Origin of the sequence: Tenacibaculum litopenaei (assembly GCF_964514025.1) — a bacterium.
Lineage (GTDB): Bacteria > Bacteroidota > Bacteroidia > Flavobacteriales > Flavobacteriaceae > Polaribacter > Polaribacter litopenaei.
Window position 1 is genome coordinate 159,188 of sequence record NZ_CAZEQT010000006.1, and the last position, 22,182, is coordinate 181,369.

Annotated in this window: 16 protein-coding genes; 6 read left to right on the top strand and 10 right to left on the bottom strand. The window is 36.5% G+C overall.

Features of this window, described 5'->3' with window-relative positions; translation table 11 throughout:
* Nucleotides 1–30: 30 nt before the first annotated feature.
* From ACKTS5_RS09265 to ACKTS5_RS09290, 6 genes are all read right to left on the bottom strand, one after another.
* Nucleotides 31–2,352 (bottom strand): type IA DNA topoisomerase, encoded by a 2,322-nt coding sequence (locus tag ACKTS5_RS09265; RefSeq protein WP_408043589.1) that lies wholly within the window; start codon nt 2,350–2,352, stop codon nt 31–33.
* Nucleotides 2,353–2,452: 100 nt separating this feature from the next.
* A complete protein-coding gene (locus ACKTS5_RS09270) occupies nt 2,453–4,681 on the bottom strand; it encodes a M1 family metallopeptidase (RefSeq protein ID WP_408043590.1) in 2,229 nt (742 codons plus the stop codon).
* A 71-nt stretch (nt 4,682–4,752) separates the two neighbouring features.
* A complete protein-coding gene (locus tag ACKTS5_RS09275) occupies nt 4,753–5,247 on the bottom strand; it encodes a DUF6702 family protein (protein WP_408043591.1) in 495 nt (164 codons plus the stop codon).
* Nucleotides 5,248–5,270: 23 nt separating this feature from the next.
* Nucleotides 5,271–6,080: a carboxypeptidase-like regulatory domain-containing protein gene (locus ACKTS5_RS09280; protein ID WP_408043592.1), complete on the bottom strand. Its 810-nt coding sequence runs from the start codon at nt 6,078–6,080 to the stop codon at nt 5,271–5,273.
* Nucleotides 6,067–6,879: a carboxypeptidase-like regulatory domain-containing protein gene (locus tag ACKTS5_RS09285; RefSeq protein WP_408043593.1), complete on the bottom strand. Its 813-nt coding sequence runs from the start codon at nt 6,877–6,879 to the stop codon at nt 6,067–6,069. The genes ACKTS5_RS09280 and ACKTS5_RS09285 overlap by 14 nt, the downstream gene beginning before the upstream one ends.
* 193 nt (nt 6,880–7,072) lie before the next feature.
* The gene (locus ACKTS5_RS09290) at nt 7,073–7,615 is read right to left on the bottom strand and encodes a hypothetical protein (protein WP_408043594.1); all 543 of its coding nucleotides are present in this window, start codon (nt 7,613–7,615) and stop codon (nt 7,073–7,075) included.
* 67 nt (nt 7,616–7,682) lie between these two features.
* Here ACKTS5_RS09290 and pepE point away from each other — a divergent pair, with 67 nt between their 5' ends.
* Nucleotides 7,683–8,384, top strand: coding sequence for a dipeptidase PepE (gene pepE, locus ACKTS5_RS09295; protein ID WP_408043595.1), 702 nt, complete (start codon nt 7,683–7,685; stop codon nt 8,382–8,384).
* A gap of 131 nt (nt 8,385–8,515) precedes the next feature.
* On the opposite strand, the gene ACKTS5_RS09300 is transcribed toward pepE, so the two are convergent.
* Nucleotides 8,516–9,700 (bottom strand): class I SAM-dependent methyltransferase, encoded by a 1,185-nt coding sequence (locus ACKTS5_RS09300; protein ID WP_408043596.1) that lies wholly within the window; start codon nt 9,698–9,700, stop codon nt 8,516–8,518.
* A gap of 136 nt (nt 9,701–9,836) precedes the next feature.
* Here ACKTS5_RS09300 and ACKTS5_RS09305 point away from each other — a divergent pair, with 136 nt between their 5' ends.
* Nucleotides 9,837–10,703 carry an outer membrane beta-barrel protein gene (locus ACKTS5_RS09305; RefSeq protein ID WP_408043597.1) on the top strand — a complete coding sequence of 289 codons (867 nt, stop codon included), beginning with the start codon at nt 9,837–9,839 and terminating at the stop codon, nt 10,701–10,703.
* Between the two features lie 2,196 nt (nt 10,704–12,899).
* Here ACKTS5_RS09305 and ACKTS5_RS09310 read toward each other — a convergent pair.
* The 3 genes from ACKTS5_RS09310 to ACKTS5_RS09320 all read right to left on the bottom strand — a co-directional run bounded on the left by ACKTS5_RS09310 (nt 12,900) and on the right by ACKTS5_RS09320 (nt 17,157).
* Complete coding sequence (locus tag ACKTS5_RS09310; protein WP_408043598.1) at nt 12,900–13,340, bottom strand: helix-turn-helix domain-containing protein; 441 nt, start codon at nt 13,338–13,340, stop codon at nt 12,900–12,902.
* A gap of 1,124 nt (nt 13,341–14,464) precedes the next feature.
* A complete protein-coding gene (locus ACKTS5_RS09315) occupies nt 14,465–15,787 on the bottom strand; it encodes a sensor histidine kinase (RefSeq protein WP_408043599.1) in 1,323 nt (440 codons plus the stop codon).
* Nucleotides 15,787–17,157, bottom strand: a complete 1,371-nt coding sequence (locus tag ACKTS5_RS09320; protein WP_408043600.1) for a sigma-54-dependent transcriptional regulator — start codon at nt 17,155–17,157, stop codon at nt 15,787–15,789. Before ACKTS5_RS09320 ends, ACKTS5_RS09315 begins: the two co-directional genes overlap by 1 nt.
* A 164-nt stretch (nt 17,158–17,321) precedes the next feature.
* On the opposite strand from ACKTS5_RS09320, the gene ACKTS5_RS09325 reads away from it, so the two are divergent.
* The 4 genes from ACKTS5_RS09325 to ACKTS5_RS09340 all read left to right on the top strand — a co-directional run bounded on the left by ACKTS5_RS09325 (nt 17,322) and on the right by ACKTS5_RS09340 (nt 22,181).
* Nucleotides 17,322–18,572 (top strand): efflux RND transporter periplasmic adaptor subunit, encoded by a 1,251-nt coding sequence (locus tag ACKTS5_RS09325; RefSeq protein WP_408043601.1) that lies wholly within the window; start codon nt 17,322–17,324, stop codon nt 18,570–18,572.
* An 8-nt stretch (nt 18,573–18,580) separates the two neighbouring features.
* Nucleotides 18,581–18,994: a hypothetical protein gene (locus ACKTS5_RS09330; protein ID WP_408043602.1), complete on the top strand. Its 414-nt coding sequence runs from the start codon at nt 18,581–18,583 to the stop codon at nt 18,992–18,994.
* Between the two features lie 73 nt (nt 18,995–19,067).
* A complete protein-coding gene (locus tag ACKTS5_RS09335; RefSeq protein ID WP_408043603.1) occupies nt 19,068–19,769 on the top strand; it encodes an ABC transporter ATP-binding protein in 702 nt (233 codons plus the stop codon).
* 15 nt (nt 19,770–19,784) lie between these two features.
* Entirely contained in the window at nt 19,785–22,181 is a 2,397-nt protein-coding gene (locus tag ACKTS5_RS09340; protein WP_408043604.1) for an ABC transporter permease, read from the top strand.
* Nucleotide 22,182: the final 1 nt, after the last annotated feature.

The window sequence follows — 22,182 nt, forward strand, 5'->3', positions numbered from 1 at the left end:
AAGAACTTATAGCCTTCCGAGGCTATAAGTTTATATTTTTATATCGAGTAAAATTGATCGAACTGTCGCTTTATTGAGCTCCTTTCCTGCGGCGAGTTCCTTTACCTTACTAAAGGGAACCACATAGCTACAACCTTTACTATACGCTGAACAGCCATAGGCTGATTTCCCTTTTAAAATAGTTCCTGTATTACATTTAGGGCAGGTGAGTGTATCACTTTCCTTGCTTCCTGTCGTGGCTTTAGCCGCATTACTCACTTGTTTCGGTTCGAGTTTTAAGCTGTAATCTTCGTTAAAACGCAAGAGTGCTTCAATTTTTCCGGCTTCTGTTTTCCATCCTTTTAAATTCGTGGTACAGCCTTTGTCGAGTAAGCGAATAAGTTGGTTGTCAGAGATTTTTTTACCCAAGTATTCAAATGGTAAGGTGAAGTCACAGCCGTCTTTATATGACGAACAACCATAGGCCGCTGACCCTTTTAGTAAGCTTCCTTTTTTACACTTCGGACAGGTTTTTCCGGCAACTACTTTCTTTTTGCTCGGAGCTTTCTTTTTTGGAGCTTTTACAGGAGTACTCGCTTCGTACGATATTTTCTTGGTAGAGGTATTGGAACGCACCTCATAAACTAAGGTGTCTACCATTTGCTTCATTTGTTTGATAAAAGTTGCTGCGTGGTAATCACCGCGTTCAATTTCCTTTAAACGTTTTTCCCATAGCCCGGTAAGTTCAGCAGATTTTAACAATTCATTATCGATAATATCAATCAAATCAATTCCTGTTTGTGTTGGGATGATCAACTTTTTTTGACGTTCGATATATTTTCGCTTGAACAAGGTTTCTATGATGCTAGCTCGGGTAGACGGTCTACCAATCCCATTTTCTTTCATCAGTTCTCGCATTTCATCATCATCAACTTGTTTTCCAGCGGTTTCCATGGCTCTCAACAAACTAGCTTCTGTATAATTCCTCGGTGGTTTGGTTTCCTTTTCAAGAAATGATGGCTCATGCGGACCTTGTTCGCCTTTTTCAAAAGTGGGTAGTACGCCACCTTCTTGCTTTTTAGTTTCCTGTCCGTATTCAAAAACTACGCGCCATCCCTTGCTCAGGACTTCCTTTCCTGTGGTTTTAAACGATACATCAGCTGCTTTACCAATTACAGCAGTATTGGCAATATCGCTCTCCGGATAAAACACCGCAATAAAACGACGGGTAATAATGTCGTATACTTGCTGTTGGTTGTACTGTAAATTTATTTGAACTCCAGTAGGAATGATCGCGTGGTGATCCGTTACTTTTTTATCGTTGAAAACCTTTGAAGATTTCTTGATTTTCTTACCGAGTAATGGTTCGGTAAGGGAGGCATAGGCCTTAAGGTTTTTGAGAATTCCCGGTACTTTAGGATAAATATCGTTGGGAAGAAATGTGGTATCTACCCTAGGGTAGGTAACGACCTTCATTTCGTATAGTTTTTGTACTATTTTAAGTGTTTCATCTGCAGAAAACCCAAATTTATTATTACAATAAACTTGTAATCCAGTAAGGTCAAAAAGCTTAGGAGCATATTCTTTTCCCTTTTTTTTACTGACAGAAACAATTTCAAAAGGAGCTTCTTTCACCTTGTTGGCGAAGATTTCTCCTTCTTCTTTTTTTAAGAAACGCCCTTCTTCGCAAGAGAATAAGGTGTCTCTGTATTTGGTTTGCAATTCCCAGTAGGGCTGGGGCTTAAAATGTTGTATTTCTTTATAGCGAGCAACCAACATGGCCAACGTAGGGGTTTGTACCCGTCCGATAGAGAGTACCTGTTTGTCTTTTCCGTACTTAACAGTATACAATCGGGTTGCATTGAGCCCTAGTAACCAATCTCCAATGGCACGTGAATACCCGGCGTAAAAGAGATTGTTGTATTCTTCATCACTTTTTAAATTCTCAAAGCCTTCTTTAATAGCTTCTTCGGTCAGTGATGATATCCACAAGCGTTGTACTTTTCCTTTGTATTCTGCTTGGTTGATTACCCAGCGCTGGATAAGTTCTCCCTCTTGTCCGGCATCGCCACAGTTAATGACCACATCGGCTTTATCAAACAAGGATTTAACGATGCGGAACTGTTTTTGGATACCGCTATCACCGGAAACTTTTGTATTAAAGCGTTCTGGAAGCATTGGAAGATTATTCAAATCCCAACTTTTCCAATGAGGTTTGTAATCTTTTGGTTCCAACAAGGTACATAAATGTCCAAAGGTATAGGTAACGGCATAGCCATTTCCCTCAAAATATCCATCGTGCTTGGTATTGGCTCCCAAAATATTAGCTATTTCTCGGGCAACACTAGGCTTTTCGGCAATACATACTTTCATTCACTCCTAATTTAAAAGTCGAAATTACTATTTTTTCAAGTATGCTACCAAACAAAAAACGTGGCCTAGGCCACGTTTTGTTAACAATAGAGTTATTGTCTTAGTTTTTTGATTTTTTCTTGAACTTGCTAAACTTGCTGTCTTCTTTCTTAGGCCAGCTGTTGTTAGCAGTATCGATATCCGCAGTCTCTAAATCAGGATCTACAACGATGCTTGTGATTTCTTTTTCTGAAGTATATACTTTAGAAGCTTTTGTATCGTCTTTTCTCCAGATTTCAGCAGGATATGTTTCGCGTTTTTTAGTTCCATCAGCATAGGTAATCTCTACGATGATTGGCATTACTAATCCTCCTGGTTTTTCGAATTCTACTTGGTAGATGAATTTAGGCATTGCCTTTAAATTCGCCTTTTTATCAGCAGGTAACTTTTGGATGTACTCAGCTAAATCTTTATCATTAGCGTCTTCTTTTTTGTCAGTTAAGAAAATTAACTTTCCTAAACGAGCAAAGTATCCAGGATATTGCTTTTGTAATTCTTGTGTTCTCTTGTTTGGCTTGTCTGTTAAGAATAAAGGCTTTACTTTTTTAATTCCGATATCCGTATAATCAGTAGTGTAGAACCATCCTCTCCAGAACCAGTCTAAATCCATACCTGAAGCGTCTTCCATAGTTCTAAAGAAGTCAGCAGGGGTAGGGTGCTTAAACATCCAACGTCTAGCGTAAGTTCTGAATGCGTAATCAAAAAGCTCAGGTCCCATAATTGTTTGTCTCAACATATACAATCCAGCAGCTGGCTTCGTATAAGCGTTAGGCCCGAAGTTTTTAACATAGTCTCCTTGTGACATAATTGGAGATAAACGCTCTTGATCTAAGCTCATATAACGAACGATATCTTTTGGTAAATTTCCAGTATTAAAGCTAGGATCGTAGTCTAACTCTGCTAAGGTTTCCACAAAAGAGTTCAATCCTTCATCCATCCAAGTCCACTGACGCTCGTCAGAGTTTACAATCATAGGGAAGAAGTTATGACCAACCTCGTGTGTGATTACTCCGATCATTCCGTTTTTAACACGGTCAGAATAGGTTCCATCAGGATTAGGACGACCGTAGTTAAAACAGATCATTGGATATTCCATTCCTTGATCTTTGGCATGAACAGAGATTGCCTTAGAATACGGGTAATCAAAAGTTAATTTAGAATATTCTTCTAAGGTGTTTGCTACTACGCGAGTTGAGTGCTCTTCCCATAAAGGATTTCCTTCTTTTGGATAAAGAGAAACAGCCATTACCGTTTTACCGTTAATGTTTACAGCCATAGCATCCCAGATGTATTTTCTAGATGACGCGAATGCGTAATCACGTACATTTTTAGCTTTAAAGTGCCATGTTTTTGTTTTGTTAGTTCCTTCTTTTTCGTTGGCCTCAGCTTCTTCTTGAGTAACGATGAATACTGGGTTTGTAAACGATTTTCTCGCCTTACTCATTCGCTTGCGTTGCTCTTTGGTAAGTACTTCTTTTTCGTTTTGTAAGTCTCCGGTTGCGTCGACAATGTGATCCGCAGGAACTGTCAATTTTACGTCGTAGTCACCGAACTCTAATGCCCATTCACTACGTCCCCAAAATTGCATGTTTTGCCATCCTTCAACATTGTTATACACTGCTAATCTCGGAAAGAATTGTGCAATGGTGTAGTTTTTATTACCGTCAGGAAATTGCTCAAAACCAGAACGTCCACCGTCTTCAACAGAGTTGTTAATCAGGTAGTTCCACTTGATACGAAACTTAAAAGTTTCTCCCGGAGCTAATGGTTTCGGAAGGTTAATACGCATCATAGTTTTGTTGATCGTGTGCGCTAAGTCACGACCATCAGCGTATTTTACCGCTTCAATTTTGTAACCAAAATCTTTTGGTTTTGACATATTCTCGTTGATAAAACGCCCAGGAGTGTTAAATCCACCTACACCTTTAGACGCCGCTAATGGTGTTTGAGAATCTGGTGCACGCATATTTTGGTCTAACTGTACCCATAAATATTCCAAAGCATCTTTAGAATTATTGTGATAGGTAATCATTTCGTCACCGTATAGTTTGTTGTTGGCTTCATCTAATCGAAGATCCATTACATAATCAACTTTTTGTTGCGTATAGGCATGACCTGGAGCACCAGATGCCGTACGTTGATCATTCGGGGTCGCCAATACATCTTTAAGTTGTCTAAACTTATTCTGGTCAGTATGACCTTTTTGCGGTCCTTTTTTTGGAGCATCTTGAGCAAACATCGATGCTGAGACAAATAGGGCCGAAAAGAATAGCGTTGTGTATTTTTTCATTTCCTGCTTAAAATTTGGTTTATAAATAATCGGGAAATTAATGAAATATTCCCTGTTAAGAGCGTGATTTATTAAAACTTTAACAAACCTTTATCATTTTTTTTATTTAGGAATAAGCTTTTGCGTTTACTACCTATTTTTACTTTTATCAGATTCTGTTGATCAGGGAAGTTTTTTACGAGCATATCGTTTTGAATTTCAATGCTGTTCAGAGATTTTATGTTTTTGATTTCCAAATAAAAATAGACGATTGTACCTTCAGTTTCTTTACCTAAAAAACGATAGGATACTGGAGTACCATTGAGGGTGACCTTAAAGTGATTTTGTAAATAGGCATAAATAACAGCATTGGCTTCAGGAAGCTCTTGTGCCGTAGTAAGTTTTAACTCTTTACCGAATTCCGTTTGAATGGCAACTTCAATATCATCCATAAAGGTATTCATGATCATTTGTACACTCTCTTCCTTGGGCACGTATTCAATTTCTGTCAATGCTATATAGTACTTGTGCAGCGTAAAAGAAAAGAAACAAAAAGAAAGTAAAATCAGTAAACCAATTTTTTTCATAGTAGCTAGGCTGTGTTTGATATTTATTTTTTAATACTATCGTTCGTGTATTGGGTAGGATTCAAATTTTTAAACAAATCTGAAGTTGTTTTGAAATACGGAATCATGGCCATCTTACCTGCTCTGAATTTTGCGTTGAATTCGGGTTGCGCTTCTGTATAATAGAGAAAACGATCCAAATCATCTCGGTTAATCTCTAAGTCCATGACAATATAATCGGTATAGATTTCACGGAGATAGTTGATTTTAATTTCCAAATCTTCAATCGCTTTTAATTTCTTTAGCATTTTGGTACGTCCTGACATCCAGTTTAGTATAGGGTCAAACGACAACCCTCCGTTTAAAGCAAAAGACATGGCCGAAGCGGTGTGTAATTCTTTTTCAGCTTTGGTCATTTGTTTCGTTCCTGCATAAGGTAGCTTTAAGCTAATGGCATTCACCTCATTCGATTTTTTGATGCGTTTACTATCGGCAAGTAAATGTCCGACCAAATCAGTTTTGTTTAAGTCAACTTCATCGAGGGTAATACTCTCTTTATGCAGTTGAATCTCTTTTTCATGGATTCCAAAATCTTCAGGAGCTACCACTAAAAATACAGTTTTGTAACCGACATTACTTATTCGTAAGCTGTCATTCACTTGAACTTTAATTCGAAAAGCTCCATCGACATTGGTAAAGGTACCGATTCCTGTTTTTAAATTGATGATATGGGCATCGGCAACGGGACCAATTTTATCTTTAACAGCTGCATACATGAATTTGCGCTCAGCTTGCCCGTGACAAGCAAGACCACATAAGAGCAGCAGCGCGATACATAGTTTACTCTTGCCCATTTTTAGTTTGCAATTTTAGGTAGCCTTCCGCTTCTTTACTCAAAATGGAGAGGATGGCAATGTATTCTTTTTGCTTGTATAACTTTTCTATTCCCAGTGGATTACAGTATTCTAGGAAGTTGTAATAGTTGTCAACCGGAATTTTTAAGTCTCTGAAAAAAAACTTTTCTCCAAAACGAGAAAGTAAATCTTTAGGCATTCCTTGGCGCAGTTCCAAATCTTTTCTAAGTTCACGAAGTTTTGAAGAATTACCAAAAGGAACACCAATACTTATTCCAGCACCTTCAAACCATGTAGTAGGATCTGACTTTACAACAGGAGGCTTCACTTTTTGATCAATTTCATCAGGATTTAGTGGAGCTGACATATCAATATTTGAAAAATCCATCGTCGCTTGTAAAGCTTCGGCTTTTTTGTCTTGTGGTGTTTGTCGTAAATCACTTTGGAGATTCCCCTTTAAATTATGCCTGCTAATTTCTACTTCTTCCAGGGGCAAATTAGTTTTAACAAGGATGAATTTATTTTCATCGATTCCTAAAAATGTCTTCTCTACTGTTACGGTTAAGGTAGTATATCCCACAAAAGAAAACAATAAGGTGTCGTTAGGTTTTGCTGGAATTTTAAACTGCCCTTCATCATTGGTAAATGTAGCAATATTTGAAGTGGTGTTAACAACGTGTACATTGGCTAAAATACCATCGCTATCTGACACAGTTCCATAAATAGAAATTCTCTTCTCCTGAGCAGTAGTGATACTGGTTATCAAAAATAAAAAAAAGCAAAGTAAAGTATGTTTCATGGTCTAATTTTAGTCTTTATAAGATACAAAAATCTTTTTAAATTATTGGAAATAGCCCTGGTCATGGTAGCGGAATCTGGGGAAGATCTCAATTTTTACAACCCTGCTAAAGTCCCCGAATTGATTGTGTTAAACAAAGTAACAATGTTCTGATGAAATTTAGCGTCAAGAAATTTCTAAATTTATGTTAAACTCAATACGCGCCTATTTTAACGAGTTCAACGGTTTGTATTCCCTGTGTTCGCACTTCTATATGATTGACATCATTGATTTGGTGTATCGGAAAATTCAATTCAACTTCGCCCGATTCATGGAGCGTATATGGAATTTCATAAATTCCTTCTTTACTGTGTATATAAATAGAATTGCTTTGAATTTCCCATGTTGCCTGATTGCTAAATCCGTTGATAATTTGTACATCACGCTCTAGTTTTTGGGTGATATTGTTGGTGGTAGACGTGGTCACCATGGTAAACCTTCCTTTTAATTCGAGGCGATGATCGTGATGAAAGGTAAAAAACATTTGGTAGTTTTTACCAAATGAACTGACTGTACCTTCAAACTGAAAACCTCTATAATACCCTTTGGTAACACCTGAAACTTTGTAGTTGTCTAATTTCCAGCTCCCTATCAGGGTTTTGTCCGTTAGTATGTCATTAGGAAGTTCTCTGTGGTCTCTCGTTGAACAAGCGGCGATGCCTATCAAAATAAGGCAGCAAACAAGGTATTTTTTCATAACAGATTTCATAGAGAAAAATTTTTCCAAAAATAGAAAATAATTAGATTTGAATAAATTTAATCACATGAAGAATTTAATAGTGGCCAGCACTTCCACAGTGCATGGTTCTGGATATTTAGAATATATATTGCCTACGTTGAAAACGCATTTCGCGGGGGTGTCGACCCTGATTTTTGTTCCATTTGCTCGTCCTGGGGGCATAAGCTACGATGATTATACTTCCAAAGCAGCTGAGGCTTTTTCAAAAATTGGCATCACAGTAAAAGGAATTCACAGTTTCGAAGATCCAAAAGTTGCAGTCGCTGAAGCGGAAGGAATTTTTACAGGTGGAGGAAATACCTTTGAGTTGGTAAACCAATTATACCAACACGATTTGATTGAGGTTTTGCAGGAGGCATTGCTCGGAGGAACTCCTTACTTGGGGACGAGTGCAGGAAGTAATATCTGCGGTGTTACTATGATGAACACAAATGATATGCCTATAGTTTATCCGCCTAGTTTTAATACGTTGGCAATGATTCCATTTAATATCAATGCTCATTATTTGGATCCAGATCCAGGTTCGACACACATGGGAGAAACGAGAGAAACGAGAATTAAAGAGTACCACGTTTTTAACAGTACCGCGGTGTTAGGATTGCGAGAAGGAAGTTGGCTACGCGTTCAAGGAGATGAAATTTCTTTGGAAGGAGAGCTTTCAGCCAGATTGTTTGAACAAGGAAAAGCTCCGAAAGAATTAGCGTCAGGAACCTTAATAAATCTATAAAAAAGTGAAAATCCTTGGGATTGGCAGTTCCCAAGGATTTCAGACATGTTTTGTTATTATTTCCCCTAATAAAAACACATCTAGATATAGACACTTATCATATATAGAACGTCTAAATCCAAAGAATATTTTTACAAAAGGATTTTTTTGCAGCGAATGCTAATTTTTTCATTTTCGACATTGGTGGTAAAAAATGCATAGATGTCACCACCGTCTTTTATTTGTGTTTCTTTCCGCAGTTGGGCAACAGATTTGGGAAAATTTCGAATAGCTATGTTGGCCTTCTTCTCTGGAAATTGCTTTTTGACCAATTTCTTATTGTACTTAAAGGACTCTTCGACTTCAAAAATTCGACCTGGAAAATGAGCGATCAACTCTTCAGAAGTATACAAGTGGGAATGCTTGTGCAATTTACTGAGTTTGTATTGAGCAGCGACCTCTTGGAAACCTCCCGATTTTAAGACTGCAGCATTGGGTTCATACAGAAACTGCTTAGGTGCTGAATACTCAACAATTGGAGATGCACCTAAAGTAAAATCGAAGTGCTGTTCTGGAGTAACGCCCAAATTTACTGTTTTAACTGACACCGAACCGGTGTAGTTTTTTTCTAATATAAACAACAATTCCTTCACCTCACTTTTAAGGGCGACAACGTGAATTTCCTTGATAAACTTTAATTCATTACTACAGGACTGAATATCCAGTAAAGGGGAGTTTTTCAGTACTATAGTAGCTGCCTTTTCAAAAAGAAAATCTAAATTTTCTGGCACATTAGGCAAGCAGTCTTTTAATAAAAATACCTTTCCTTTAACATCGTGTCTTCGGGACGGGTCAATATATATGACATCGAAATTCTCAACCGAATTTTTCAGAAATTCTAAGCCATCACCAGCAAAACAGGTTACTCCTGTATTTTTTAAAATCTTGTTGTTATGAGCAACCGTTGCGGCAAGTGCTTCGTTAATTTCACAGTGAACTACACGCTGAAACTTCTTTGCAAAAAAGTGAACGTCAACACCAAACCCTCCAGTTAAATCGATCAAGGAAGTTCCTTCAACTAACTGCGCTTTATAGGAGGCAGTAATCTCTGAAGAACATTGTTCAATACTAATTTTTGGTGGGTAATAGATGTTGGTTGTACCAAACCACGTCGGTAATTTTTTTTCAGACTTTTCTTTGGCGATGATCTGATTTGCCAATTCCTGAATCGAGACATCTTGAAAGGGACTTCCCTTTAAAATAAGGGAATTGATGTCTGATTTTAGGTGTTTTTCGATAAAGTTTTGAATGTCAGAAGCTAAGATGTTTCCGTTCATAAATAATCAAAATCTGTGAAATTATACTAGTATAAGTAATGCAAAAGTAAGTATAAATAAGGTTAAAAAAACTTAAATATTAATTCAAATTTTGTTACGTTTGCCACCTTCGAAAATTAAAAAACTATAGTTAAATATGAAAAAAAGTATTTTATTGATTGCTATGTTCTTAGTAGCAGTAAGTGCACATGCACAGTTTTACATTTCAGCAAGTGGTGGATATTCTATACCAAGTGCAGGAGTGCGTTTTGGAACTAAAACTACTGCAAACGGAATTGAAAATACCTATGGAAGTTATGGAGAAGGGATACATACTCAATTAAGAGGTGGATATTTTTTCAACAATTCATTTGGTGTGGAAGTTGGATTAGGATATTTACACGGAGAAGATCAAACATCAGTATTCGTTGATTTACCTAACCAGCCTTTAGTAGATATTAAAGCAAGAGGTAGAGCTTACGGAGCTTCTGCATCTGTAGTTTATAAATTCACAAACAATTTCTACGGTCGTGTTGGAGCTTTAGTAAAAGTTGGAGGTAGAACAGAAGCTTTAGGAAGTATCAAAGGAATTACTTTGCCAGCAAACACTTTACCAGGAGTGCCTATCGCTACTACCTTAGATATTGACTTTGTTCACGATTACAGAGGTAGATTACCTTTGGGAGCAATCGCAGCTATTGGTTATAAGTACGACCTTAGTAAAAATGTTGCCTTTTTCGTAGAAGCAGAATACATGGGAATCAGTGTAACAAGAGATACTTCTGAAATGTCTCAATTTTCTGCGATCATCAGACAAAATGGTGCTTCATTAAGTGTTGATCAAGTACGTCAAATTATGGCTGCGACGAACAACCCATTAGCGCCAATCTTTAATCAAAATATCGAGTACGTTGATGAGTTACCTTTAGGTGCTGATCAAAATGGTGCGAAACAATTATCGCAAAAAGTACCGTATTCTTCATTCGGAATCAACTTTGGTATTACTTATACTTTTGGTAAGTAATCCACTGATTTTTTATAATGTGTATGTAGGAGAGACTTCGGTCTCTCTTTTTTTTGCCTTCATACTAAAATAACTTACAAGTAAGAAAATTCTAAAGCTGTTGTTAGATCAAGAACAATTTTATGTATTCAGAATCAATTTTACTAAGCTAAAATTTTGGATAAGCAAGTACTGATTTTTAATAGCAGTAAATAACAAAGACAATGATCGTTCTTTTTTGTTTTGATTGTAAAATTCTCAGGTGCAATATTTACAAATAAGCAAAAATTGATAAAATTCAACCTCGCTGAGAATCGCGTATTTGAAAACAATCTGTGCAGTTATACAGAATACGCGATTTTCATCAAACCTAAAAATTGGAGAAATTGTCATAATTCTGGACATCACATCATAATAGGAGAGTGCGCTTTCATTTCGGACTCAAATAAAATGTAAAAATTTCAAGCCCAACTTATTAAACACTGCAGCTAGCTAGCTTCGACTAGGAATTGCCCAATTCTGTAAGTATACTTAAAGAGAATTCATAGAAAAGCCAATGTAAAATTCGCATGTGATCATTGTAAACCCAATTATAAAGAGATAACTACTGTTTTCAATTGTAATATAGCTGATTATTTATGTAACATTTATCACATAACTTATTTGTTTTCAGTTAATTAATTCGTGTTACAATTATAAATTCCATGGAAAAGACTTTAACTATAAGCTTAGTTCATAGCGTAGGTGTTCTTAGTGATACAAGCCTGTAAAAACCAATATTAGCCTGTATTTTCTTTCAGAATGGAAAAATTCAGAATCGTTGTAACCACTTTTGGGCGATATAGGGCACAATAGACGAGAATTTCAAAATACCCCATCCAAAACTGGGTGTTTTTGTACGTTTTAAGAGACTATTTTATTGGAAAAAATTAGAGTTAACTTCATTTTAGAACATAGCTTCTAATCTGTTAAAATAAGAGTATTCTACACGAAGAACACTTCTTGAGAGTAGCGTATTTACAAATAGATGGGGCATAGGTCGCAAAAATCAAGTAGTGCCGGGCCATAGTGACGTACTAGTCTACAATGAGCGTATTCACAGGAGCAAATAAAGCTTCACCGAATCAACTATGAGTTATATCAATAACTGATCTTAGCAGGCATGGCAAAAACTCTTCCATAAATCAGCGAATGTTTCAGAGTAATTGAGAACTCCCTAGAGATAGTGACAGCTAGAATCGAACTATTCTACCAAATGTTTCGTAGTAAACTAAGATAATAAAAAGCTAGGGGCAGTCGTGTCCCAGCGCACAGAGCTTTCAATTGTAATAGGGCTGGTTATTTATGTAATATTTTTAACATAATCTATTTGTTTTTAATGGTTTATAGTGTATTACAATTATAAATCCCATGGAAAATACTATAGCCATATGCTTAGTTATTAACTGTGGGTATTGTAGGTGATGGAGCTAGCAAAAACAAAGATTAGCCAGTATATTCTGTCAGAATAGAAAAAATGTAGCATCGTTGTAGCCACACACATGATAATTTGAAAATACGCTATCCAAAACAGGGTGTTTTTTTGCGTTTTAAGAGGTTTTTTTATTGAAAGAAAATTGATTCAGCTTGCATTAGTACTATGCCTTCTAATCTGTTAAAATAAGGGAAAAGCTTGAGTGCATCGCTTCCTGAGAGTAGCGTATTTTAAAAAACAGGGGCTGTTGGTTACAAAAATCAAGTATCAGCGCATCATACGTACGTGCAGCCCGGCAATAAGGGTATAGGCAAGAGCAAGTGCCCAGTTAACTTTGTGTACCATGACAAAGAATAGAAATCTGATCTTGATTGAATCGTAATTTTAGAGACAATACTTTTCTTCAAAATATCTAACAGTTGAACCTAAGAGTGTGCTAGCTTGAGTTAGCGTCAGCTAGAATTAGAGTACTTTACTATATGTTTCGCAGTGAGCCAAAATGATACGAAACTATATGGGGAGCGAATACCGTACATCGGCATCTATCTCCTTGCAACAGGAGTGGAACAAGCGCTGTATTCCATATGGGAGTTGCAAGCGCGCACTTTTATTCAGAAACAGCGCGATCTCGAGCAAAAGTAAGTTGCTGAGAATAGCATATTTTAAAATATGCTGTAGATAGTCACGAATACGCTTGTTTGCAAATGAAATTCTGCGGAAAAAATCGGGCTAAGACAACCTTATTATTTATTATAATCTTCAAAACTTCCATCATCGTACAATAAGATTATTTTAACTAATTTTTTAGTTGTGTTAACCTCTTGCGTTTTCGTTTCATTAGATCCTATGGCGTCAAAAGTCGAGAAGAGTGAAGGAGCTTCTTTACTTACCGTCTTTACTTTAGGCTCTTCAATTGGTTTTACTTCAGGACTAGGAGCAGGGGCTTGCTGAATTTCTTGTGTTTTAGGAAAACTACCCGTTCCATTCAACAACCAGTACAAATCTACGTCCGGATAATTGTCAATGATCTTCAAAACGAAATCTAAACTCGGTTTGTTACGACCAGACATTAGGTGAGAGATACTTGAACGTTGTACATCAATACTATCAGCAAAAGTTGACAATGTTAAATTGTAATAACGTACTATTTCTTTAAGACGAGAGATGATTGCTTCTGAATTCACAAATGTAATTTAAAGGTTTCGTATACAAATGTAAATAGAATTATGATATTATACAAGTTTAAATCATATTATATGAATAGTATATATAACTTGAAGTTATTCAATAAGTTAGACATCATATAATCTTGTAAATCAACAAGTTAAGCATCAAGTATAAGTTTTATCTATACGCCTTATTTTGTCGGTATATACAAATGTATACCTGCTTTATAAGGAGAAAAAGAGCTGTTTACAGTCGTAAAAAAGGATAATTTGAGAATAAAGTTAGAAAATGGGAGGGTAGAAAAGAAACATTTGTAAACATCGGTGTGATATTACAATTGTAACTAGTTTGCAAAGTATAAATACGAGTGTATGTACCCTAAATGCTAACAACTAAGAGTTTTTCCTCTAAATAGCTATGAATAAACACCTTACATGCATATAAATCGTTTACAAATGTTATAAATGAGCCATAATCAGCTAATAGTACGCTATTTAGAGGCTATATTAGCCCATTTTTGCTATAAATAACTAGTATACTGATAGTTAGCTCTATAAATGGCTGCTTTTTAGATATAGTTGACTCTAATTTGTTGATATACAACGTATTACACACTATTATTTAAAGTGTTAGTGTTGATTACATATGTAAATTACAATTGTTAACTAGTGTTGTTTACATTTGTAACAACAGCTCCCCAGATGTATTTTACTTCTGTAATATGATCTGGCCTGCTTTTATGATTACAGTTGTAATCTTCTTTACATATGTTCAAAGCTGGATATTGCTAACCTCGGTAATTAAGGGCTAAGTTTGAGTGAGTAGGTCGATCGTAAGAATTCGTTATACGTGATACATACCCAGTTTATTTTCAAATACGCAATTCTCAGGCTTTCGTATTTATAAGGTACGACCGCACGCTATAGTGCTCTTTTCTATATGCTCGATTTTCTTATAGAACTAATAGTAAGTGTTTTAATGGTTGCTCGTCACGATTCCATTAGGTCGTATGATGTAACCTATAAGTATGGTATGATTTTATTAGGTGTATAGGACGTCCTTTTAAAATTTAGCTATGTTGTATAAAAAAAGCCTAAGTATCATTTGATAACTAGGCTTTTAAATTATGGGATGAATGTAGTTAGGTGTATAGGCTCAATGTAAATGTTGTTTTACCTTTTGATGAAACAAAATGGATACTCCCGTTATGTGCCTCAATAATACTCTTACTTAAGGTGAGTCCAATACCTGAACCATCCTTCCTGGTAGTAAAATAAGGTACGAATACATTGGCCTTAATTTCTTCTGAAATTCCGATACCGTTATCGGTAATATGAATGTGGGTACGGTAACGCTCATGAACAATTTGAATTGTAATTAGAGGTTCATTTACTTCGGATAATGCATAGATACAATTCGAAATAATATTTATAATCACTTGTTCCAATTGATTTTTATCGGCAAGGACAGTGCTATTATCAGGAATTTGTACGGTTACCTTGATAGCATTGTTTTCAAAATCTCCTTGAAATAGCGAAAGAGTGTTTGTTATCAGTTGGTTAAGGTCAATTTGTTCCTTCGCTGGTAGGGGTAGTTCGGCTAATTTCCTATAGGTATCTACAAAACTGGTCAAATGGCTCGAACGTCTTTTTATTACTTGTAGGCCGTGGGCGAGTTCTTCAACGGTATCTTCATCCTCAGGATCATCTTGTAAAATACTGTATAAGTTTTCAGCCAAGCTACTAATAGGAGTAATGGTATTGATAATTTCATGCGACATTACGTTCATGAGTTTGTACCAAGCTTCTTTCTCTTTTTTATCAATCAACTGCTGTATCGTTTCCAAACTGATAACACAGTACTCGTATGAATTGGTCGTTGTAATTGACGATTTTATAAAAAATGTTTCTTCTTTTTTGTTAATTTTTAAGGTAATGGTATGTTTAAATTCGCGCCACTCTTCCAGAAATTCATTGAGTTTACCCAATCTTGTTTTTAGTAAAGACCATTTGTACATTTTGGGAATCTGAAGAAAATTAATAAAAGCATTGTTTAACTGAAATACTTCAATCGTATGGTTACGATCTCTCCTTAAAATGAGTAAACCTATCGATAAACTCTCAATAATATTGACAAATATTAATTCTTCAGAACTTTTTCTAAGACTTTGTTTTCTATACTTTTCTTGTAAGAGTGCTGTTTTGTTGTAGAGAGGAACGTTTCTTTTGGCTGAAGAAATGGTATTGGAGTAATCGTTGTGAAGTAAACAGTCAATAGACTTTTCTACTTCAAGGAGTACATTTTTAACATAATCAATAATGAGATACGCTTGAAATAAAAGGACCAATACAAATACAATGCTGTTAATTAGGTAATTGTATCGTATGCTCATATAGACAGCAACGGAGTTCACTGAAAACAGTAGTAGTCGGATTGTGAGTTGTATATAATGTTTAGTTCCCATTATAATTGATGTTTTTCTAATCGTCTATACAGAGCCGCGCGGGTTAAACCGAGCTCTTTAGCTGCACGAGAAATGTTGCCTTGGTGTTTTTCTAGCGCTTTTTGAATTAATAATTTTTCAGTTTCCTCGAGGTTAAGCGATTGCAGTTTGGCATCGGGTAGTTGTTGTGATGAAAAATGGAGATCTTCTGTTTGAATGATTTCTGTATCACTGATAATAACAGCACGCTCAATTATATGTTCTACTTCGCGGATATTTCCAGGCCAATGATATTTCAAAAGCGTTTGCATGGCTTCTTTACTAACTTTAGCAATAGGTTTGCGGTATTTTTTTGTTAGTTTTTCCAAAAAATGAGTGACGAGCAACGGAATGTCTTCCTGTCTATTTCGCAATGCTGGGAGGTTTAGTTCAATGGTGTTAATCCGAAAAAGTAAATCTTGTCGGAACGTTTGGTTGTTAACCATTTCGTGGATAGGAGCATTGGTAGCACAGATGATCCTAACATCGATGGCCCGTTCTTTTCCTTCTCCTAGTCGAGTAACCTTTCTGTTTTGAATCACAGTCAACAGTTTTGATTGAAGGTGAAGCGGAAGGTTTCCTATTTCATCGAGAAAGATGGTTCCTCCTTCGGCCAACTCAAATCGTCCTATGGTATCTTTATGTGCATCTGTAAATGCTCCTTTGGCATAGCCAAATAATTCACTTTCAAAGATATTTTCATTGAGTGCTCCTAAATCAACATGTATAAAAGGTTTTGAACTCCGCTTTGATTTTAAGTGAATCTCTTTCGCAAATACGTATTTTCCAGTTCCATTTTCACCCAGAATTAAAATAGTCGCATCGGTGGGGGCGACCTTATGAACCAACTTAATAGCCGATTCCATGGCAGGAGCTCGTCCTATGATATGTTCCGTTTTATGATGGAAGTCTTTGTCTTTAACTTCTTGTATATGTTGTAGTTGATGTGTTTTTCGTTTAGACCTTGCCAATTCAACACCGGCATTAACCACAGCATATAGTTTTTCGGTATTCCAAGGTTTTAAAATAAAGTCAGTAGCTCCTTGTTTAATCGCTTCCACAGCCAAATGTACACTTCCGAAAGCAGTCATGAGTACTACAGTTGTTGACGGACTTAACTCTTTTATTTGCTTAAGCCAATACAATCCTTCTTTACCATCTTCAAATCCTATTCGATAATTCATGTCTAACAACACTACATCTACTGGATTGCTCAATAAGAATTCCCTAATTTTTTTAGGATTGTTGAGGGTGTTGATGGCCGTAAAGTATTTTTTTAAACTGATACGTGCTGAAAACAGGATGTCATCATCATCGTCTACTATTAATATGGTAGCTTCTTTTTTTCTCATACTACATAATTACATAATTGTATGATAGTGAACAAATTATTGTTCGAATACGAACACTTCTCAAAACCTGTAACAATTTAAAACATTAATTATCAGTAAGTTAATTCGTTGTTTTTTTGTTGGCACATTTGTCGCATATAGCTAAGCAACACAAAAAAACTATTATGGACAAACAGTTGAAACCTAAAAATAAATCCTCAAAAAAGATGCTTATTTATGGAATTCCCGCGGTGGTACTTGTTGGAATCTTATTGATGAATTTGACGCGAAAAAAACAAGTAAATCTAGATCGCAATGAAGTGAGTATACGAGCGGTAAGTCAGGGAGAATTTGAAGATGTCATACTTTTTAACAGTACCGTGGAGCCCAAAACATCGGTATTAGTAAACGTAATTCAGGGTGGTTCTGTGGCTGAAGTGTTTGTTGAAAGCGGTCAAATGGTTAAGAAGGGAGCACCTATGTTAAAGGTATACAACCCATCGGCAGAACTCAATTACCTCACTCAAGAAACAGCAATAGTTGAACAGATAAATAATTTGAGAAATATTCGTGTAAATATTACCAATCAACAATTGAATCTCGATCAACAATTATTACAAATAGATAACGATTATAAAAATGCCGAACGTCAGTTTCAATTAGATAGTAAGTTGTATAAAAAAGGCGTGGTAGCTAAAAATGACTATGAAAAATCCAACCAAGAATTCATCTACCAAAAAGAACGTAACGGTGTTATAAAACAATCTGTTTCAGAAGGTAAAAAAAGTAGAAATGTTCAATTACAACGCATAAATAGCTCGATAACTAACATGCAAAAAAGTCTTGATTTGTTGCGAAAGAACAAAGAAAATTTTACGGTTAAAGCTCCTGTTAGTGGTTTGTTGTCTTCATTTAATCCAGTATTAGGTCAAAACTACAATCAAGGAGAGTCGGTAGGGAAAATTGCTGTGATGGATGGCTATAAATTGGTAGCCAAAGTAGATGAATATTATATTGCTAAGCTAGAAGAAGGAATTAAAGGGAAAGTTGCTGTGGAAAACACCCCGCATGATATTGAATTGCATAAAATTTATCCCGAAGTTGTGAATGGGCGCTTTACAGTGGAGCTGCGTTTTAAAAACGATAGTATGCCTGCAAACTTAAAAAGAGGAATGAGCTTGAAAAGTAAGGTATTCTTGTCGAGTAATAGCAAAGCTTTACTGATTACCAAGGGGCCGTTTTATCAGTCTACCAATGGCAAATGGGTATTTGTTGTAAACGCTGACAACAAGGCTGTAAAAAGAACTATTAAAATTGGAAGAGAAAACCCATTTTACTATGAGGTGTTGAGCGGGTTAGAAGAAGGTGATCGGGTAATTACTTCTAGTTATGATGATTTTAAGGATATGGAACAACTCAATATTAACGAAAAATAATAGCGACAATGAGATTAGTGTTTATTTTAACTACTTGGTTTTTAGGATGTATTGCAAGTGGTGCCTTGGGCTCTTTAACTACAGAAGGACCCCGAAATGACAAACAGGAAATAACTTCTAAGTTCAGTAACTTTTCCGGGAATAAATCGCATTCATTGGCAAGTATACATACCGAACGGGTTTGTGTGGTTATCGATGCAAAACTCACACGAGGGGAGTTGGTATTTGAGATCGTGGATTCGAAAGGAAAAGCTTTGTGGAAGTCGGGTGTTGTAGATCGTCGTTGTGCAGCAATTCTGGTGCTTCCAGTGATTAGTAATGAGCAATATCGCCTGCAAATAAAAGGGAGTAATGCACAAGGAACCTATCAATGTTATTGGATGGAGCAGCAACCTAAAGAAAAGAAAGAGACAGTAGAATAAGTTAAAGCAAGTGGTAGCCTCAAATCTCACCACTATAGAATTAAAGTTAATAAGAAATAAAAAATAACATACGATGATTACAATTGAGAATTTAGTAAAAACTTACAGAACAGAAGAAGTAGAAACAACAGCCTTAAATTCCCTGAGTTTGACGGTAAAAGAAGGAGAATTTGTATCTATCATGGGAGCCTCTGGTTGTGGTAAATCTACGTTACTAAACATCATAGGATTATTAGATGGGCCAGATCAAGGAAGTTATTCCTTTGATGGATTGGAAGTGGCTGGCTATACCGAAAAAGAACGCGCTGGTGTACGCAAAGCTAATATAGGGTTTGTGTTTCAAAATTTTAATCTTATCGATGAGCTAACGGTTTTTGAAAATGTCGAGTTGCCTTTGATCTATAACAAGGTAAAAGCTTCGGAAAGAAAAGAGCGTGTACAGGCAATCCTAGAGCGTATCGGAATTGCCCATCGCGCAAAACACTTTCCATTGCAATTGTCAGGAGGACAGCAACAACGCGTTGCCGTGGCTAGAGCACTGGTAACGAATCCAAAATTAATTTTAGCGGATGAGCCAACGGGAAATCTCGATAGTAAGAGCGGAAATGATGTAATGGAACTACTTACAGAATTGCACAGCAGTGGAGCGACCATTATTATGGTTACTCACTCGTCATACGATGCAAAATTCTCTTCGCGTATCGTGACTTTAAAAGATGGTGAAATTGTATCGGAGACATCGAATAAGCAGGAAGTTGATGTTCTTGTGCAGTAATTAATACGCGCTCAAATGATAGGAATTTGGTTTAAATTATTTTATCGCAATAGTATCAAAAACTGGATGAGTACCCTTGTTAATATAGGTGGATTGTCTTTGGGATTGCTCTGTTTGCTGATCGGGTTGTCATATTATGACAGCGAAGTGGCGTACGATGCTTGGAATCCGCATAAAGATCACATCTATAAAGTGGGACATCGTTTTTCTGATGGTCAGGTTTTTGATGATAGTACGCAGCCAGAAGCGGCCAAGTGTAAGGAGCTCATCCCTGAAATAACGGATGCGCTTAGTATGCCGTCTTGGTACATGGAAGATTTGCTACAGGTGGGAGAGCGTAGCTTTTTCTCAAAAAAAATATTGTATGCACAACCTAATTTTTTTGAATTTTTCCCACATCCAATACGTAAGGGAAATAAAGACGAGTTATTCGCAACCAAGAATTCCATTGTTATTGCTGAGGAAGTAAGTGAACACCTGTTCCAGAAAAGCAATCCTATAGGCAAAGCACTGCGCATAGGAAAAGATACGTATGTGGTGAGTGGAGTTTTTAAGCAGCAAAAGGCCTCTACAACCTTACCACAGGTGGTGATATGGGACAGTGTGAATAAAAATCAAGCCAATAATTGGGGAGCCTACTCGCAGTATACCTATTACAAAATAGCCGATGATGCAGTGATTGCCAATGTCGAAGAGAAAATACTACAAGTATTTATAGATGAGTACTATCAAAAAGAAGCAACGCAAGAAGGAATCTCTTTGGATGCTTATTTAGAACGAAGCGGATCCGTTCCCTTTTTAGAAAAATTGGCTGACTATCGCCTTCATGGGAAAGGTGACTTAGGTCCCTTAGAAGGGAAGGGGAACTATTTATTTCTAATGCTTAGTATTTCCTTAGCATTACTCATACTGCTGATATCTACCATTAATTTTATCAACCTTTCTTTTGCCAATGGCGTAAAACGCTCGAAGGAAGTAGGCGTTAAGAAAGTATTGGGCTTGGCAAAAAAATGGTTTTACTTGCAGTACTCAGGTGAAATAGCCCTACAAATAGGCATTGCTGTAGTAGTGGCTTTTGGAACAGCTGAGTTTGTTTTACCCCTGTTCAACGATTATTTTGGTTTGAACGTCTCTGTTATTACAGGAATGCTATTTGTTAAAATTGTCGGAATTGCCTTGCTGATAAGTTTACTGGTAGGAATCCTGTTCAGTGGATTTTTGGGAAGAATGGAAACACTTACTGCCTTAAAAGGAAAATTAGGAAGCCCAAAGAGTATTATGGTTTTTCGAAATACCATGCTTGCAGTTCAATTATTCTTCGCAGGATTTTTCTTAATCGGCGCACTAATTGTAAAATCACAGGTCAACTTTATGAATACTAAAGAACTCGGATTTTCTGGTGAAGGAGTTGTAGTGGTACCCATGGCAAAGGGTGAAAACAGATGGCAACGCTATCAACTGGCTAAAGCGGAATTCGAGAAGAAACCTTATGTCATTAGTGTTTCTTCTAGCTTAGAAACCCCAGGAAAAGATGAAGACAACTCCAACAATGTGGAATATCGAGATGCTTTGGTGGACTGCAAAATGAATACCGTTGATTACGGTCATTTTAAGATGTTGGATATTCAGTTTGTAAAGGGGAATTCCTTTAGTTCTAATACTCCGGCCCTTACAGCCGAAAGTATAATTATGAATGAAACCGCCATTTCTAAATTAGGTATTCAAGCACCAATCGGTAAAACGGTAACCGTTTTTGGAAAACAGTTCACCATTAAGGGAGTGGTAAAAGACTATCATTTCGAAGGTTTTGAACGTGAAATTCGTCCCGTTTTTTACCTACATTATTCTGGCATAGATTGGTTAAAGTACAATCTTAACGCCGTGCACTTTAAGCTTGATTTGACTAAAGTACCCTTAGCACTGGATGAGATTACCAAGTTTTGGCAAGAAGAGCTAGAGCCTGGGTATCCATTTGAATATCGCTTTGTAGACCAGCAGTTTAAAAAGACATTTGAAACCTATAAAAGACAACAATTGTTTTTTAGTGTTTTGACAATCATAATTATCAGTGTCTCTTTGCTGGGCTTGCTTGCACTTTCGTCTCTGGTAATTCAACAGCGTTTAAAAGAAGTGGCCATTAAAAAAACACTGGGAGCTTCTGTACGTGAATTGATGGCTGACTTATTGCTAAATTTTGTCAAGGTAGTACTCATTTCCACTGCTGTGTTGATACCCGTTTCCTATTGGGGACTCAATCAATGGTTAGACAATTTTGCCTACAGAATATCCATGCCCATCTGGCCCTATATGCTCAGTCCTTTGGTACTGCTATGCCTCGTTATTATGGTGGTTGGGTTTAAGGCCTACAGGGCGACAAAAGTAGATTTAATTTCACATTTAAAATTTGAATAAA